Below are 13606 nucleotides of genomic sequence, written 5' to 3'. Positions count from 1 at the left end.
CCACGCAGTCTCGGCAACGAAGTGCGTTCGGTGATTCTTTGTCTCAAAAGTGTCGGAACAACTCATCTTCGTGTTGAGCTTGACGACAGTTGTTCACTGCCCGGCGGAGTTCATGGAATCGCCACTCGACCGAGGCCACCATCCTTGTCGAGTAGCTGGACTGTGAACTCGACGTTCCTCAATCCCCCGGCGCCTAGCTTGATCTGTCGCGCGGTATCTCTACTGGCGATGGTCGATTCGACGCACCCCCTCATATGACGCGTTGTCTCGACCCGAGGCGGACCAGATGAAAGGCTGGATGGCATCGACGAAGGCTGCGCCGAGGTCGGGGTCTCCTGCGACGGCGCGTGCTTTGGGGCGTGCCTGGATTTCCTAGTCTTTCGCCCAGCGTTCGTAGTAGGCGACGCGGGATGCGAGTGTCCGAACGTAGGGTCCGTCATGATCTTCGAGGCGGGTTCCGATTCGGACGCGGAAACTACTCTTGCCAGCGCGGTGACGATCTTCGTGGTAGCGCCGAGTGCTGATGCCACATAATCGCACCGTCTACTGCCGGCCCCAGCCGGGACCGTAACGTCCGTGCCCAACACCGTGCAGGGAGGAAACTGCGTAACCGTTTCGTCGTAGAATACTTCGGTGCTTATCGCCCTACCACCCTCCCAAGGCAAGGCGGCTCCCCAGTCGGGACCGCCGCTCGATCTCGATTCCATGAGCATCCCGCCGTTCACCGCTCAGCGGCGCGAACTCGTCCGTGAACTCGAAGAGGTCAGCAAGCTTCCGTCCGCGACTGACCTGCTGGGCGTGGGTGCCCGCGTCGAGCACGAGGTCCATGCGCAGCGCAACCTTACGGCATTGCCGTGCGCACCCGCCCACGATGTCTATACGGGAGTGCTCTATCAGGCGGCGGACTTCTCGACGCTCAGCGACGCGGCCAGGGCGCGGGCAGACGATCAGGTGCTGATCTTCTCCGCACTGTTCGGCGCAGTCTCCCCCCGCGATCTGATTCCCAGGTACAGGCTGACGATGGGAGTGAAGCTTCCCGGGGGCACTCCGGCATCCAGGTGGCGCCCCCTGTGGCGGCGTTTGGACGAGCGGGCCGATGGGCAGCTTGTCATCGACGGCAGATCAGCCGATTATGCGGCATGGAAGCCTCCCGTGACGGCCGTTCGTGTCGCCATCAACGCCGTTCGGGACACGAATGGTCAACGCAAGGTCATCACCCACAATGCGAAGCATTACCGGGGCCTGATCGCGCGGCTCGCACTCGAGGCGGAGACGCCCCCGCGGACAGCCGATGATCTCGCCCATGAAGCCGGCCGCGTCGGCACGGTCGAGCTCACCGGAAGCGGAAGCAGTTTCGTCTTGACGGTGGTGGAATCTAGCCTCTGATGACGACGGCGCCGGTATCCTCCGTGACATAGACCTGGTCGGCCGGCAGCGCCTTCACACGCTCGATCTCGATCATCGACAGGTCCATCCCCCCGTCTACGCTGCCGTCCTCTCTCATGACGACCACACCGGATCCGCCCACGCTCCGAGATTCCTCGTAGGCATCGAGGATGTCAGAAGGGATCCTTCGCGCGAGCGCATCGCGCCGGGAGCGGACCTCGTCGATCTGGGACTGCAGCGATGCGACATCGCGATCTCGCCGGCCGGACAGATCATCGCGCACCGAAGCGAGCCGGCTCAGCTCTAAGGCGTCGGATTCGATCTCGCTCTCGAGCGCGTCGAGCCTCTCCATCGCCTCCAGCTCCTCGAGTTCGATCCTCTCGCGGCTCTCTTTCAGCCCGTCGATCTCGCCCTGGAGGACGATGAGCTGACGCGAGTCCATGTTCTCGCCCGATTCGAGCTGGCCCTGCTTGCGGTTGATCGTGGCGCTCAGCTGCTCGACCCTGGCCCCGCAGTCATTGATGGTGGTCTCGATGTGGGGCCTTCTGTCGGCGGTCTCTCGCGCGCGCTTCGCGTGTGAGGAGAGCGCCGCTTCCGCGGCCTCGAGTTCGGAGTAGATCGGCAGGGCCGACAGGGCATAGTTGAGTTTTCCCGCCTCGCGGTCGATCTCCGCGAGGGTGAGGAGTGCCTGCTGTTCTTCGCGTGTTGCCTTCATGATCCCCTCGAAGCGCTTCGCTGCGCACGGCTAGATGGCGTTCGTGCAGGTGTGCCCCGCCGCGAACGTGGATATACAGGCCATGGTACGGGACGAGGCCCGGTGTGGACATCCGCCTCTCGCCCGCCTGCCGCATGTCACAGCGTGAGACGTGAGGGGAGGTGCGCGGTGATGGTCGGCGGTGATGGTGGAGGATAGTGGCATGGTTCAGCGCACTTCTGAGGATCGATCATCAATGCTCGCGGTGACGGTCTTTCCGTTCATCATCATCGCAGGCTTCCTGTTTGCCTTCATCGCGCCAGAGGCGGCGATCCCGTGGACGGGCCAGACTCAGATCGCGCTCGGCATCATCATGTTCGGCATGGGACTGACGCTGACCCTGCCCGATTTCGTGCTCGTCGTGAAGCATCCGCTGCCGGTCCTGCTGGGGGTTGTCGCCCAATATGTCATCATGCCGTGCCTTGCGGTGCTGCTGTCGTGGGCTTTCAACCTGTCCCCCGAGCTTGCTGTCGGCGTCATCCTCGTGGGTTGCGCACCCGGCGGAACGAGCTCGAATGTCATCACCTACTTGGCGAAGGGCGATGTGGCGCTGTCTGTCACCATGACGTCCGTGTCCACACTGCTTGCTCCCCTCCTCACGCCGCTTCTCACGCTGTGGCTGGCGGACCGGACGCTGGATGTGTCGGCATCAGACATGGCGTTGTCGATCGTCAAGCTCGTCATCATCCCGATCGTCGCAGGTCTCGCAGTCCGCTACGCAGCCAGGTCATGGATCGACCGAGCACTCCCGGCCCTTCCCTGGATCTCCGTCCTCGGGATCACTTACGTCGTGATCGCCGTGGTCTCCCGCTCCGCCGATTCGATCGTCGAGGCAGGGTTCCTCGTGTTCATTGTCGTCATCCTCCACAATGGCCTGGGCTACCTCCTGGGCTACGGCGCGGGCAGGCTCTTCAAGACGGGCGAGCGCCAGTCGAGGACGATGTCCATCGAGGTCGGCATGCAGAACTCGGGTTTGGCGGCAACCCTTGCAGGCCAGTACTTCGAACCGATCTCTGCGCTTCCCGCGGCCGTGTTCTCGGTGTGGCACAACATCTCCGGCGGCATCCTCTCCCTCATCTACCGTGCCAAGCCGACGCCCGAGGAAGCCGTCAGCGAGTAGCGGGGCTCTCGACGCGGCGATATGTGGGGCGCGCTCCTCATGCCGCGCCGGGACGTCAACCCGACCTGCATGCCTGTCGCGCGTGGTCGGAGTGGCAGATGGCAGATCGGACTGACTGCAGGAAGGCCCCGCGTCTCCACTCTCCGCGAACAGTGGGGTAACGCACCGGGCACCACATTGCACTGAGTGCAAATCGCTCTCTATAGTGAACCGCGTGCCAGACGACAAGACCCTGCCCCGCGAGACGGTGAAGGAACGCAACCGGCGCGCCATCATCAGCGCGGCCGGTGAGCTTGCGAGCACGCGGGGAATGGGGAGCTTCACGGTTACCGAGCTCGCGGAGCGGGCAGGAACATCGCGCCGGTCGATCTTCAACCACTTCCCGACAGTGGACGACGCCGTGTACGCCTATCTCACGTCCTGCATCGACCCCCTCATCGCCACTCTCGGCGCCCTCCCCCACAGCTTCACGTCCCTTGACGAACTCATCATCCGTTTCGAGGAGATGGCGCGAAGCGAGGAGGCCTACACCATCCTGCATCACGTCGGTGACGTGCTGTCGCGAGACAGCCGGTGCACCGATACGGTGCTGTGGGCGAGCCAGATCGTCGACCAGACGGCCGGTCTGCTCAGCGACGTCGTCGGCGACCAGCTGCCGTCGATCGATCGGCGGGATGTGGAGCTCATCTCCCACGCCCTGATCTCCGCCGTGCAGACTTCTCAGACTCTGTGGTTCCGGGACTATCCCAACGAACGCACGAGGGAAGAATGGTCGGCTCTTCTGATTCGCGCCCTCGAGCTCGTCCGCGTGGGCCACCGCGCACTCTCCTAGCTCTCGACTCAACCGAAAGGTCCCCCATCATGGCGAAACTCTTGCAGCGGCTCGGCCGCTCAAGTGCCAAGCATGCACCTGTCACCATCGTCCTGTGGGTGGTAGCACTCGTTGCCGCCATCCTCTTCGGCACCGTGGGCGGCGGGGAGTATTCCACCAACCTCACGATTCCGGGCACCCGCTCGCAGGATCTGGCCGACCGTCTCGAAGACGAACTGCCCGACGCGGCTCGCGGCACGGGAACCATGACATTCACGTCTCCAGACGGGGCGTCCCTGACGGAGGAGCAGCGGGCCGAGATCTCTGACGCACTTGTCGCGGCACAGTCCGTCGAGGGCAGCTACGACACGCTTGATCCGTTCCAGACGCAGGCTGAGATGTCGGCGCAGATCGCCGAAGCTGAAGCCGCCGGCCAGCAGCTGGACGCGGGTGCGGCGGAACTGGCCGCCGCACGTCAGCAGGCTGAGGAGGGACAGGCGGCCCTCGATGCTGGCCGGGACCAGCTCGAGGCTTCGCGGGCTGAGATCGACGCGGCACGCGCACAGATTCCGGACGTTCCGGCTGATCAGTTGCCTCCGGAGGTTGCCGCCCAGGTCGGCGCACTGGACGCGGCCGAGACAGAGCTCAGCGCGGCAGAGACGGAACTCTCTGCCCAGCAGGCAGAGCTTGACGCAGCTTTTGCGGAACTCGAGGCGGGAGAAGCGGAGCTCGCACAGGGGCGGGTCGAGCTTGAGAACGGCATGCGGACGCTCGAGATTCTCGGGGATTACGCCGTCGTCTCCGACGACGGGACGACTGCCATCGCCACCGTCACGTTCGATGTCGACGCCATGTCGGTGACGACGGAAACGAAGACGGGCCTGCAGGATGCCATCAACTCTGAGCTGGACACGGTCGAGGTCTACTACTCTCAGGCCATTGCCTCCGACATCTCCAACATCGTCGGCCCATCCGAGATCATCGGCCTGCTGGTGGCGGGCCTCGTCCTCTTCATCATGCTCCGCACCGTCGTCACATCGGCCCTGCCGATCCTGACCGGCCTTGTCGGCGTCGCGCTCACCGTCATGGTGACGATGGGACTGGCAGGGTTCATCGACATGCACCAGATCTCCCCGATTCTCGGCATCATGCTCGGTCTCGCGGTCGGCATCGACTACACCCTGTTCGTCGTCAACCGGCACCGGCAGCAGCTCATGCGCGGGCACGGCATCGATGAGTCGATCGGCCTGGCTGTGGGAACGTCCGGCAATGCGGTCGTCTTTGCCGGCCTGACCGTTATCACGGCCCTCGTGTCCCTCAATGTTGTCGGCATCCCCTTCCTCGGGGTTCTCGGAAACGTGGCAGCCATGGCGGTGTTCTTCGCCGTCGCGCTGACGATCACCTTCACCCCGGCACTGCTCCACTTCCTCGGATACCGGGTTCTGCCCGTCAAGAAGCGTGCGCAGGCGCAGTCCCTCGACAGCATTGTCGCGCCCCACGAGGATAACGATTCCCGCCGGGTGCCGATCCCTGCACGCCACCCGTGGCTCACCTCCGTCTCCGCGATCGCCCTCCTTGCGGTCCTTGCGATCCCGTTCTTCTCCATGCGGCTCGGCCTGCCTGATGGATCGACCGAAGATCCGGGGACTGACGCGTACGAGAGCTACATGATCACGGCCGACGCCTTCGGGCCCGGCTTCAATGGGCCCCATATCGTGGCCGCCGACCTTCCCTCCGATCTGACGGACGAGGAGCGGGCGGAGACCATCCTCCAGGTGGGCGAACAGCTCGCCGGCCTCGACGAGATCGTGTCAGTGCTTCCCGCCGGCGCCTCGGACAGCGGCGACCTGGCAGTCTTCCAGGTCATCGGCACGACGGGCCCGTCAGACGTGGAGACAGAGAACCTCGTGCACGACATTCGCGACATGTCCCCGCTCACTGTCGACGGCGGCACCGTCGAACTCGAGGTGACGGGACAGACCGCGATGCAGATCGACGTGTCGGAGAACCTTGCCGGCGCCCTACCCGTCTACCTGGCAATCATCATCGCGATCTCATTCGTCCTGCTCGTCCTCGTGTTCCGCTCCATTCTCGTCCCGCTCGCCGCGACTCTCGGCTTCCTCTTCTCGTCGCTCGCGGCGATGGGAGCCGTTGTCGCGATCTACCAGTGGGGCTGGTTGGGTGACCTGTTCGGCGTCCATACCCCCGGCCCGATCCTGTCCTTCCTCCCCACGATCCTCGTCGGCATCCTGTTCGGTTTGGCCATGGACTATCAGCTGTTCCTCACGACTGGCATGAGGGAGGCCTGGTCACACGGCAGGCCCGCAAAGAAGGCCGTCGTGGACGGACTGTACGCAGGACGCGCCGTTGTCATCGCCGCAGCCCTCATCATGTTCTCCGTCTTCGCCGGATTCATCTTCTCGGAGATGCCGATGATTCGCCCCATCGGCTTCGGCCTCGCGATCGGCGTCGCCCTCGACGCATTCGTCGTCCGGATGACACTCATCCCCGCCCTTCTCACCATCCTCGGCGAGAAGGCCTGGTGGCTCCCCTCCTGGCTCGAGAAGATCCTCCCGCAGGTCGATGTGGAAGGCGCATCGATCGACCGAGAGACCGCGTCGCGGGGCGGCAAGCACGCGCGCCCGGCGGACAATGTGAGCATAGAGGTGTGACGACATAGAGCAGTAGGGCATTGCTGAGGGGCGCAGTCGCTGAGACCGCGCCCCTCACTCGTCGAAGAAACCGCTCAAGACAGCCACAAGACGTCAACCAACAGTTGACAGTGTTGTCAACCTTTGGTTGACTTGTGGCATGGAGAGGATACGAGCCGCGCACCGAGACGTCGCCGAAGCACACCGCCGCCTCGATGAGGCTGTTGCCCGTGCACGGCTCGACGGTTCAACCTGGGCCGAGATCGGGGCAGCCCTCGGGATGTCACGGCAGGCCGCGTTCAAACGCTTCGGCAAACCCAAGAATCCGACGACTGGAGAGACCATGTCAGCTCGCATGACAGATCACCTGCCCGCACTCACGGAGAAGTTCTTCACCCTCGTCGCCGAAGGAGACGAGGAGGCGGCCATGGGCATGCTTCACCACCGCACGCGAAAGGAGCTCCCATGGCCCACGATCATCGAGGTGTGGGCGAGCGTCGTCGGCGAATACGGCGAGCTGGAAGGGTGTGACAACACCTTCGTCACCACCCCGAAGAGCACCGAACCAGAAGGCAATCTGCTCGGGAAGATCAACGGCAAGCTCCTCGGGATCGCCATCGGCGTGACGACTCTCCGGCTCGAGGCTGGGGAGATCATGGGACGAGTCGCATTCGACAAGGATGATGCTGTCGTGGGCGTCCTCTTCCTTCCCGAGGGCGCGACAGACATCGCCTTCTGACAGGAACTCATCACAGGGGGTCCCGGCCACCGAGACCTGACGGGCAGATCCTGATACGGTGAAGGTGCGAGTGACGGAAAGCGAGGTGGATGCAGTGCCTAGTGACAGTTCGCCTCACAGACCGTTCGCCTCCCTCCCCGTGCACGCGATTCGTGTCGGCGGAGGGTGACAACCGCCGGTCGACGACGTCGACCATGAAGGACCACCATGCCCTCTCAGCCACGACTCGATCCCTCCGACATTCTTGTGTCGACGACTGCACTGGTCAACAGCGGGGATCTGGAGGCACTCTCACGCCACCTCGAACCTCTCGATGCTGGCCTGACAGCCACCCTGCTCGAACGCCTTCCCATCACCCATCAGGCCATCGTCTTCCGGCTCCTGCCGAAAGACCGTGCCATGTCAGTCTTCGAACGGCTGAGCCCCGGCCAGCAGAGCGATATCATCTCAGGGCTGCAGGCTGCTGACGTCGCCGACATCTTTGCGGGACTCGATCCCGATGATCGCGCCTGGATCCTGGAAGAGCTCCCCGCCGCTCTCGCCTCACGGATGCTCCACGGCCTGACAGCCAAGGAACGTCAGCTGACGAACGAGGTACTCGGCTACCCGAAAGGTTCTGTCGGGAGGCGCATGTCTCCCGAATATGTCTCGACGAAGACGACCTACACGGTGGCGCAGACGATGGAGCGGGTCCGCGCACACGTGGACGATGCGGAGACGATCTACACCCTGCCGGTCCTGGACGAGACGCGGCACGTCGTCGGAGTCGTCAGCCTGCGAGACCTCCTCAAAGCCGAGCCGGCGCAGACAATCGCCGAGATCATGCACAAGCCTGCCGTGCGCACAGCATACGACTCGGATGAGGATGCGGCGCGTGCCTGCACGGACCGCGGTCTCCTTGCCCTGCCCATTGTCGATCGCGAGAATCGGCTGGTCGGCATTCTGACGATCGACGATGCGGTACGCATACTCGAGCACGAGGAGACGGAAGATTCCTCCCGCCAGGGCGGAGTGGAACCCCTCCGCCGCCCCTACTTCGCGACCCCGGTGCGCCGCCTTGTCACGTCCCGTATCGTGTGGCTGCTCGTTCTCGCCATCGGCGCGGCACTCACCGTGCAGGTGCTGTCCCTCTTCGAGGCGACTCTCGCAGAGGTCACCGCCCTCGCTCTCTTCGTGCCCCTCCTCATCGGCACCGGCGGCAACACCGGCAACCAGGCCGCCACAACGGTGACGCGGGCGATGGCTCTCGGAGATGTGGGCCTGCGCGATCTTGCCCGGGTCTTCAGACGAGAGTTCATGGTCGGGCTCAGTCTCGGCCTGCTCCTCGGAGCCGTCGGAGCCCTCATCGTCGGCATCGTCTTCGAACCCCGATTCGGTGTCGTCATCGGCCTCACGATCGTGGCTGTCTGCACGCTGGCGGCAACCGTCGGCGGCGTCATGCCCCTCATTGCGAAAGCCATCGGCGTCGATCCGGCAGTCTTCTCCAACCCGTTCATCACAACATTTGTCGATGCCACGGGCCTCATCATCTACTTCCTCATCGCAAAAGCGATCCTCGGAATCTGATCCGCGAGACGCTAGCCGGATTGGGTGCGGCTCGTGGACGGCCGCGGCTGGGCGAACCGTTCGAGGGATTCTGTCACCGATCCCTTGAGGATCTTCTCGATGTTGCTCACGAGGATATCCGGATCGTCCTGGCCGTCGCGCGCCAGCCACCTGAGGAAGTGCCCGTGGATGCTCGAGGCATAGTGATCGATGATGAACTGGCGGTCCTCATCGCGGAGCACAATATCGCCCTGCAGCTCGGTCACGATCGCCTCCATCATGAACCGGAACTGGCCGAGGAAGAACTCGTCTCTGCGCTGGTGGGTGATGGAGTTGAGAACGGCCCGCGTCTCCTCGCGATGGTCCTGCATGTATCGCAGGAGCGTCCGGTAGCCCTCCGCCCATTCCCCGTACGTGGCGTGGTCGAGGATGTGGTTGGCGATCTCCTGTTCGAAGACCCAGGCCGCAAGGTCGTAGACATCCGAGAAGTGGTAGTAGAAGGTTTGCCGGTTGATGCCGGCCTGGGCCGACAGGCTCGACACGGTCACGCGATTGAGCCGCGTGGTCAGGAGCTGCTGTTTGAGGGCGCGGGAGAGAAGCTCCCTCGTCGACAGTGACATTCTCCCCCTCGCTGGTCATTCTGTGGGACGGAGGTCCCGATGGTGGGCATGCGGCGATGATCGATGCGATGCCGGGAGGCCGTTTTACGACACCTCTCGCGTTGTGTCTATATCCGGCTTCACCCACCCGATTCTACGCTCAGGGAGAAGCGCGGCAAGGAAGTCGCGATAGTACTTGAGGAGATACACCGTGTTTTTCTATGAATCGATCCCATGGTATTCGTGGCTCATGTGGTTCGTCGTTCTCGGCGCACTCATCGGCCTCAACGAGGTGACTCGCCGCTGGAAGTGGGGCGGAATCGCCTTCTTCATCATCCTCCCGATCGTCCTGACGATCTTCGTGTTCCCGACGACGGCGGGCGCCGGTTCATCGACCGGGACCTGGTTCCACTGGGTGAAGGTCTATTCGGCGCTGGCCGGCTCGCTCGGCTTCATGGCGATCCGTTACTTCCCCAAGGTTGCCGCCAACAAGAAGGTCCTCATCTTCCCCGCAGCGATTCTCGCGATCAACATCCTCGAGGCCTGCATCCGCGACTTCCAGGTGGGTGCGATGGGAGCGGACGGCATCGTCGACGGCGTCTACATGCTCTCCGGCTCGTGGAACTGGATGAACGGCATCGCAGGCCTGCTCAATCTCGTCGCCATCTGCGGCTGGTTCGGCATCTTCATCTCGAGCGACAAGTCGAAGGACATGATCTGGCCCGACATGATGTGGTTCTGGATCATCGCCTACGATCTGTGGAACTTCGCCTACGTCTACAACTGCGTCGGTGACCACTCGTTCTACGCCGGTGCCGCCCTCCTCATCTCGTGCACGATTCCTGCCTTCTTCATCAAGAAGGGCGCTTGGCTCCAGCATCGCGCCAACACGCTTGCCTTGTGGATGATGTTCACGATGGCGGTGCCGATGTTCGTGTCGGACTCGATGTTCTCCGTCGAAACCTCGCGCAGCCCCGTCGCGCTCTTCGTCATCTCCGCACTGTCCCTCGCGGTCAACATCGCGGTCATCATCTACCAGATCGCGACGATCCGGAGGAAGCGCCTCAACCCGCTGACCGACGAGCTCTACACCCACCTCCCCCAGTACAAGGCGATCGTCGCGGCGAACACGGCCGCGGTCGAGGCTCCCACCGCGAAGGTTCCAGAACGCGTCTGAAACCCTATCTTTGGGCATCTGCCGGCTGCACGTCGTGCGGCCGGCAGATGGTCCCCGAAATCGCGAGATCACCAGTGAATATCACGATGTGATTGCGAGACACAGATCCCCCCGGATTCTGTTCGGAACTGGGATCGCTCGAGGGTAGTCTTGGGTGAAGAGCATGGCGCCGCCACTGCTGGAGAGGACACAACTCGTGAAAAAGAATCTGTATATGGTCAGTGTTGCTGCGCTTCTCGCGGGCAGCTTCATGTCAGGATGCTCATCCGATGCTGAAGCGGGCGAAACAGCGAAAGGCACGTGGGCTGACACGGCCGGCAGCGAACTCGTGCTTGCTGATGAGGGTGCGCTGTCCGGTACGGACGGATGCAACCGGCTCATGGGCACCTGGTCCGAGACTGACGGCGTCATCACGTTCAGCGAAGTCGCCTCGACGAAGATGTTCTGCGATGGTGTCGACACGTGGCTATCGGGCCTCGCCACCGCCGAGATCGATGGTGACACGATGACCGTGCTTGATGATGCTGGCACGACGATCGGCACACTGGAGCGTTAACCCACCGTAAGGGCACTGCTATGACGAGCGATGTCGGCACGGCCAGCGTGCCGCGCGTCTCTGTTTTCACTCTGACCGCCATGGTGGTCGGATCCATGGTCGGAGCGGGAGTATTCTCCCTGCCCGGACGTTTCGCGCAAGAAACGGGCGCCCTCGGGGCGATCACAGCATGGGCGATTGCCGGCACCGGCACACTCATGCTTGCCTTCGTCTTCCAGCGCCTCGCCATGCGCAAACCAGACCTCGACGCCGGCGTGTACGCCTACGCGAAGGCAGGTTTCGGCGAATATACGGGCTTCATCGCGGCAGCCGGATATTGGGCCAGTGCCTGCATTGGCAACGTCGTCTACTGGGTCCTCATCATGTCCACCCTCGGACAGTGGATACCAGCCCTCGGAGACGGCGGCACGATCCCCGCGATCGCCCTCTCCTCGGCAGGCCTGTGGCTGTTCTTCTTCATGGTGCAGAGAGGAACCGGCAGGGCCGCCTCCATCAACCGCGTCGTGACGGTGGCGAAGGTTGTCCCCATCCTCGTCTTCATCGTTCTCGCAGTCTCCATCTTCGACTGGGACACGTTCGTCGGGAACATGCACGGCGCAGAGTACACCGGCTCGTTCTTCACCCAGGTGCGTAGCACCATGCTCGTCATGGTCTTCGTCTTCCTCGGCGTCGAGGGAGCAAGCGTCTACTCACGGTATGCGAGGCGGAGAGAAGACGTCGGCAGGGCCACCGTCCTCGGCTTCCTGACAGTCCTCTCGATCTTCGCATCCGTCACGATCGTCTCCTATGGCACCATGCCCATGGCTGATATTGCCGCACTCAACCAGCCCTCCATGGCAGGGATCCTCAATGAGGCAGTCGGCCCCTGGGGATCCGGCTTCGTCTCAGCGGGCCTCATCATCACGGTGCTGGGCGCCTACCTGGCGTGGACTCTCATGGCGGCCGAGGTGCTGTATATGGCAAGCCGCGGGGGCGACATGCCGCGCTTCCTCTCGAAGCTCAACCACCGTCAAGCACCGGTCAATGCACTCCTGCTCTCCTCGAGTCTCGCCCAAGTGGTCCTCATCCTCACCTACTTCTCGACTGACGCCTTCGACTTCGCACTCGACATGTCGGCCGTCATGACCCTCATCCCCTTCTTCCTCGCCGCGCTCTACGCCTTCAAGATCCGACTGCGCAACGAGACATACGAGACGGAGAACCAGAGGATTCGCCGCAACGACCTCATCGTGGCAAGCCTCGCGGTCGCCTACACGGGCTTCCTCGTCGTCGCGGCAGGCCCGCACCTCCTCCTCATCTCCTTCATCTTCTACGCCCCCGTCTCCATCCTCTTCATCCTCACGCGCAAAGAGGCTGGCAAGCGTCCCTTCGCGAGGGGCGAACTCGCCACTTTCGCGATGATCACCGCACTCGCGGTCGGTGCGATCGTGAGCCTCAGTGCGGGATGGGTCGTCCTGTAGACCTGAACATCTCCCTTGCCGAGATCCCTCTAGGCATCGAGCAGCTGTCTATGACAACGCGTGTGCGACGGGTTGGCGGAGTATCGTTCTCAGCCTCTCGGGAGCCGTGCGGCGCGGATCGCTGAGGTAGATCTCGTGGTGCCTTCCCGTCATGATCAGACCGTGGCGCGGGATGACATCGTGGTGGATCGCGTCGAGTACCGGCCCCTCATCGTCGAAAGAGCCGACGTGGAGGGTTTGGACGCAGAGCCCTTCGTCAAGCCGGTCAAGACTCACGTCCATGAGGCGCGGCGGCGGCGTTTTGCTTTCGCCGACTGCCGCGATGACATGGGCGACCATGCTGTCGCTGACCCATTCGGGCACGAGGATCATCATGGTCCATGTCCACTGCGACTTGTCGAGCCTGCCCGTGAAGGCATCCATATCGTCTGCCCACCACAGTCCCTCGAGAGGCGGCACGACGTAGTCGCGCTCCAGCTCCCTCTTGCTGGCGAACTTGATTTTGTAGGCAACGGTGTAGAGCGCTTCGACCGCTTCCTGATAGCCCTGCTCCGTGTTCGGATCCCCATGCCCCGTCACGGTCAGGTACCTCATGGTCGGCACCTCGATGATGTCGACGACGCCGCGCTTCGCCCGATAGGACGGGCATATCTTCTTGAGATCGATCTTCACGCTCATTTCCCTATCGTAGATCTCTCCAGTCTCAGCGCGAACGGACGGATCAGGGGCGAATGCTCGACAGGGTGCGGGCGGAGGTTGAAGCACTTCTCGGGGACTGCGACAGGCCAGGCCGATACACAAAGACCAT

Annotated in this window: 12 protein-coding genes; 9 read left to right on the top strand and 3 right to left on the bottom strand. The window is 63.1% G+C overall.

Annotated features, from left to right (window positions below; translation table 11 throughout):
* Window positions 1-633 precede the first annotated feature (633 nt).
* Window positions 634-1386, top strand: a complete 753-nt coding sequence (locus H2O75_RS04190) for a YaaA family protein (protein ID WP_182174057.1) — start codon at window positions 634-636, stop codon at window positions 1384-1386.
* Here the strand turns inward: H2O75_RS04190 and H2O75_RS04185 are convergent.
* Complete coding sequence (locus tag H2O75_RS04185) at window positions 1376-2101, bottom strand: zinc ribbon domain-containing protein (protein ID WP_182174054.1); 726 nt, start codon at window positions 2099-2101, stop codon at window positions 1376-1378. The genes H2O75_RS04190 and H2O75_RS04185 overlap by 11 nt on opposite strands.
* A 202-nt stretch (window positions 2102-2303) precedes the next feature.
* Between H2O75_RS04185 and H2O75_RS04180 the strand changes: the two genes are divergently transcribed.
* The 5 genes from H2O75_RS04180 to mgtE all read left to right on the top strand — a co-directional run bounded on the left by H2O75_RS04180 (window position 2304) and on the right by mgtE (window position 9027).
* Window positions 2304-3260 (top strand): bile acid:sodium symporter family protein, encoded by a 957-nt coding sequence (locus H2O75_RS04180; protein ID WP_240161714.1) that lies wholly within the window; start codon window positions 2304-2306, stop codon window positions 3258-3260.
* A 214-nt stretch (window positions 3261-3474) separates the two neighbouring features.
* Window positions 3475-4092 (top strand): TetR/AcrR family transcriptional regulator, encoded by a 618-nt coding sequence (locus H2O75_RS04175; protein WP_182174048.1) that lies wholly within the window; start codon window positions 3475-3477, stop codon window positions 4090-4092.
* A 29-nt stretch (window positions 4093-4121) separates the two neighbouring features.
* Window positions 4122-6743 (top strand): MMPL family transporter, encoded by a 2622-nt coding sequence (locus H2O75_RS04170; RefSeq protein ID WP_182174043.1) that lies wholly within the window; start codon window positions 4122-4124, stop codon window positions 6741-6743.
* Window positions 6744-6882: 139 nt separating this feature from the next.
* Window positions 6883-7461: a hypothetical protein gene (locus H2O75_RS04165; protein ID WP_182174040.1), complete on the top strand. Its 579-nt coding sequence runs from the start codon at window positions 6883-6885 to the stop codon at window positions 7459-7461.
* Between the two features lie 207 nt (window positions 7462-7668).
* Window positions 7669-9027, top strand: a complete 1359-nt coding sequence (gene mgtE / locus H2O75_RS04160) for a magnesium transporter (protein ID WP_182174037.1) — start codon at window positions 7669-7671, stop codon at window positions 9025-9027.
* An 11-nt stretch (window positions 9028-9038) separates the two neighbouring features.
* On the opposite strand, the gene H2O75_RS04155 is transcribed toward mgtE, so the two are convergent.
* The gene (locus H2O75_RS04155) at window positions 9039-9626 is read right to left on the bottom strand and encodes a TetR/AcrR family transcriptional regulator C-terminal domain-containing protein (protein ID WP_182174034.1); all 588 of its coding nucleotides are present in this window, start codon (window positions 9624-9626) and stop codon (window positions 9039-9041) included.
* Between the two features lie 190 nt (window positions 9627-9816).
* Here H2O75_RS04155 and H2O75_RS04150 point away from each other — a divergent pair, with 190 nt between their 5' ends.
* From H2O75_RS04150 to H2O75_RS04140, 3 genes are all read left to right on the top strand, one after another.
* Complete coding sequence (locus H2O75_RS04150) at window positions 9817-10782, top strand: DUF5692 family protein (protein ID WP_182174031.1); 966 nt, start codon at window positions 9817-9819, stop codon at window positions 10780-10782.
* Window positions 10783-10978: 196 nt separating this feature from the next.
* A complete protein-coding gene (locus H2O75_RS04145; RefSeq protein ID WP_220462784.1) occupies window positions 10979-11338 on the top strand; it encodes an META domain-containing protein in 360 nt (119 codons plus the stop codon).
* A 20-nt stretch (window positions 11339-11358) separates the two neighbouring features.
* Complete coding sequence (locus tag H2O75_RS04140) at window positions 11359-12798, top strand: basic amino acid/polyamine antiporter (RefSeq protein ID WP_182174028.1); 1440 nt, start codon at window positions 11359-11361, stop codon at window positions 12796-12798.
* A gap of 48 nt (window positions 12799-12846) precedes the next feature.
* On the opposite strand, the gene H2O75_RS04135 is transcribed toward H2O75_RS04140, so the two are convergent.
* Complete coding sequence (locus tag H2O75_RS04135) at window positions 12847-13476, bottom strand: GyrI-like domain-containing protein (protein WP_182174025.1); 630 nt, start codon at window positions 13474-13476, stop codon at window positions 12847-12849.
* Window positions 13477-13606 lie beyond the last annotated feature (130 nt).

Source organism: Flaviflexus equikiangi (assembly GCF_014069875.1).
GTDB classification, from domain to species: Bacteria; Actinomycetota; Actinomycetes; order Actinomycetales; family Actinomycetaceae; genus Flaviflexus; species Flaviflexus equikiangi.
This window is presented reverse-complemented; position numbering and strand designations above follow the sequence as displayed.

Bases quoted from the DNA above. Each gene is read 5' to 3' on its own strand.
- H2O75_RS04185 (WP_182174054.1), bottom strand. From the start codon at position 2,101: ATGAAGGCAACACGCGAAGAACAGCAGGCACTCCTCACCCTCGCGGAG.
- H2O75_RS04180 (WP_240161714.1), top strand. From the start codon at position 2,304: ATGGTTCAGCGCACTTCTGAGGATCGATCATCAATGCTCGCGGTGACG.
- H2O75_RS04170 (WP_182174043.1), top strand. From the start codon at position 4,122: ATGGCGAAACTCTTGCAGCGGCTCGGCCGCTCAAGTGCCAAGCATGCA.
- H2O75_RS04165 (WP_182174040.1), top strand. From the start codon at position 6,883: ATGGAGAGGATACGAGCCGCGCACCGAGACGTCGCCGAAGCACACCGC.
- mgtE (WP_182174037.1), top strand. From the start codon at position 7,669: ATGCCCTCTCAGCCACGACTCGATCCCTCCGACATTCTTGTGTCGACG.
- H2O75_RS04155 (WP_182174034.1), bottom strand. From the start codon at position 9,626: ATGTCACTGTCGACGAGGGAGCTTCTCTCCCGCGCCCTCAAACAGCAG.
- H2O75_RS04140 (WP_182174028.1), top strand. From the start codon at position 11,359: ATGACGAGCGATGTCGGCACGGCCAGCGTGCCGCGCGTCTCTGTTTTC.
- H2O75_RS04135 (WP_182174025.1), bottom strand. From the start codon at position 13,476: ATGAGCGTGAAGATCGATCTCAAGAAGATATGCCCGTCCTATCGGGCG.